The sequence below is a fragment of the Streptomyces sp. genome, from assembly GCF_036566765.1.
Classification (GTDB): domain Bacteria; phylum Actinomycetota; class Actinomycetes; order Streptomycetales; family Streptomycetaceae; genus Streptomyces.
In genome coordinates, this window is sequence record NZ_DATCVQ010000403.1 from 1 (window position 1) to 2,598 (window position 2,598).

Sequence of the window (2,598 nt, forward strand, 5' to 3'; positions counted from 1 at the left end):
GAGGCCGGCATCGCGCAGCTGCGCCCCGACGGCCGCCCCCGCGCCGTCCTCGTCGCGGGCCCCGGCACCGCCGCCGTCGGAGTCGCCGACCTCGTCGGCACCCTCGCCGGCGCGTCCGCCCCGGTCATCCGCCTCCAGCCCACCGGCGTCGCCCCGGCGGCCGGCGCCCTGCGCTGGGAGCTCCCCGGCTGGGCCGGCTCCGTCGACCTGTTGCTGATCCCCACCACGGACGGCTCCGAGCCCGGCCTCGCGCTCCTCGCCCAGCAGGCGTACCGGCGCGGCATCACCGTCGTCGCCGTCGCCCCGCAGAGCTCCCCGCTCGCCGAGTCCGTCGTCGCCGCCCACGGGATGGTCGTCCCGCTGGCGATCCCGCCGCACGCGATGTACGACGAGGAGATCCTCGCCGCCAGCCCCGGCTCGCTGTGGGCCCTGTTCACGCCGCTGCTCGCACTGCTCGACCGGGTCGGCCTGCTCACCGCCCCGCCCGAGACGCTCGAGAAGGTCGCCGACCGGCTCGACCGCACCGCCGAGCGCTGCGGCCCCGCCATCGCCACGTACAGCAACCCGGCCAAGACGCTCGCCGCCGAACTCGCCGACTCGCTCCCGCTGATCTGGACCGAGGGCGAGACAGCCGGCCCGGCAGGGCGCCGGTTCGCCGCCATGCTCGCCGAGCTCGCCGGTCTGCCCGCGCTCGCCGCCGAACTGCCCGAGGCGCTGCCCGCGCACGGCGTCCTGCTCGCCGGCGACTTCGCCGCCGGCGCCGACCCCGACGACTTCTTCCGCGACCGCGTCGACGAGCCACAGGCCCTGCGCGCCCGCGTCGTCCTGCTCCGCGACCGCCCGGCCGAGGGCCTCACCGCCGCCCCCGCCGCCCGCGAACTCGCGCTCAGCCATGACACGGCGGTCAGCGAACTGGAGCCGGAGGAGGAGGGCGGCGACCTCGAAGCTCTCGCCGAACTGCTGGCCGTGACGGATTTCGCGGCCGTTTACCTCTCGCTCGCCTCGGCCGTGGACGCTGCCGGAACCACCGGGACGGCAACCGAACCGCCGAAGGGGACGTCTGCCCAGCCGACGACCGACACCGACGGCGGCTCGTGACTGTCCCGAGCCCTTCCCGCCGTACCGAGGAAAGCTGGAGCGCCCGATGGACCGCCTCGCCAACACCGTCCGCCCCTACGCCTGGGGATCCACGACGGCCATCCCGGAACTGCTCGGCATCGCCCCGACCGGCGAGCCCCAGGCCGAGATGTGGATGGGCGCCCATCCCGGGGCCCCCTCGCGCACCCCGCGCGGTCCGCTCAACGAGGTCATCCACGCCGACCCGGTACGCGAACTCGGCGCCGCCGCCGTCGACAAGTTCGGCCCCCACCTCCCGTTCCTCTTCAAGATCCTCGCGGCCGGCGCCCCGCTCTCCCTCCAGGTCCACCCCGACCTCGCGCAGGCGAAGGCCGGGTACGCCGCCGAGGAGGCGGCCGGCATCCCCATCGACGCGTCGCACCGCAACTACAAGGACGCCAACCACAAGCCCGAACTGATCTGCGCGCTCACCCCCTTCGACGGGCTCTGCGGCTTCCGCGCGCCCGTCGAGGCCGCCGATCTGATGGCCGCGCTCGACGTCGACTCGCTCAAGCCGTACGTCGACCTCCTGCACGCCCACCCCGAAGAGGCCGCCCTGCGCGAGGTCCTGACGGCCCTGCTGTCCGCCGAGCACGAGGAGATGGCGCACACCGTCGCCGCGGCCGCGGCCGCCGCCGCCCGCCTGGGCGGAGACCACGCCCCGTACGCCCAGCTCGCGCACCACCACCCCGGGGACCCAGGCGTCATCGCTGCCATGCTCCTCAACCGCGTCCAACTCCAGCCCGGCGAGGCGATGTTCCTCGGCGCCGGCGTTCCGCACGCCTACCTCGACGGTCTCGGCGTGGAGATCATGGCCAACTCCGACAACGTGCTGCGTTGCGGACTGACGCCCAAGCACGTCGACGTGCCCGAGCTGCTGCGCGTCGTCCGCTTCGAGCCGGGCGAGCCCAGCGTGCTGCGCCCGGAGGCCGCGCCGTCCGGCGAGGAGCTGTACGACACCCCGATCGACGAGTTCCGGCTCTCCCGCTACGTCCGCGCCGAGGGCGCCGCGCCGACCGACGTCACCACGAGCGGCCCGCAGATCCTGCTCGCCACCGCGGGCCGCCCCAAGGCCGGCGAAGTCACCCTCGCGCCGGGGGAGTCGGTCTTCGTTCCGGCGGGCGAATCGACCGAACTGTCCGGTACGGGTACGGTCTTCCGCGCCACGGTCGTCGCCTGATGTAAAAATGTCCGGCCGAACAGCGGCGGTGCGGCGCGGTGCGCAGTGCGCCGCGCGTGGGCACAGGGCCGGAAACCGACGAAGGGAACACGTACACCCATGAGCGCTTCAGGCGGAACCAAGGCGATCGTGGCGGCACTCGCCGCCAATCTCGCGATCGCCGTAGCCAAGTTCGTGGCGTTCCTCTTCAGCGGTTCGTCCTCCATGCTCGCCGAGAGCGTCCACTCGGTCGCCGACTCCGGCAACCAGGGGCTGCTGCTCCTCGGCGGCAAGAAGGCCGAGCGCGAGGCGACCCCGCAGCA

General features: G+C 74.1%; 3 protein-coding genes. All 3 read left to right on the forward strand.

Annotated elements, in window-relative coordinates; genetic code table 11:
* A partial coding sequence (locus tag VIU94_RS23655; protein WP_331913881.1) for an SIS domain-containing protein occupies positions 1-1,098 on the forward strand: 1,098 nt, incomplete at its 5' end.
* 46 nt (positions 1,099-1,144) lie between these two features.
* Positions 1,145-2,296 (forward strand): mannose-6-phosphate isomerase, class I, encoded by a 1,152-nt coding sequence (manA, locus tag VIU94_RS23660; RefSeq protein ID WP_331913882.1) that lies wholly within the window; start codon positions 1,145-1,147, stop codon positions 2,294-2,296.
* A 99-nt stretch (positions 2,297-2,395) separates the two neighbouring features.
* Positions 2,396-2,598 (forward strand): cation efflux transmembrane domain-containing protein (locus VIU94_RS23665; RefSeq protein ID WP_331913883.1); only part of this gene is annotated, 203 nt, incomplete at its 3' end.

Coding starts and splice junctions, on each gene's coding strand:
- manA (WP_331913882.1), top strand. CDS start 1,145: ATGGACCGCCTCGCCAACACCGTCCGCCCCTACGCCTGGGGATCCACG.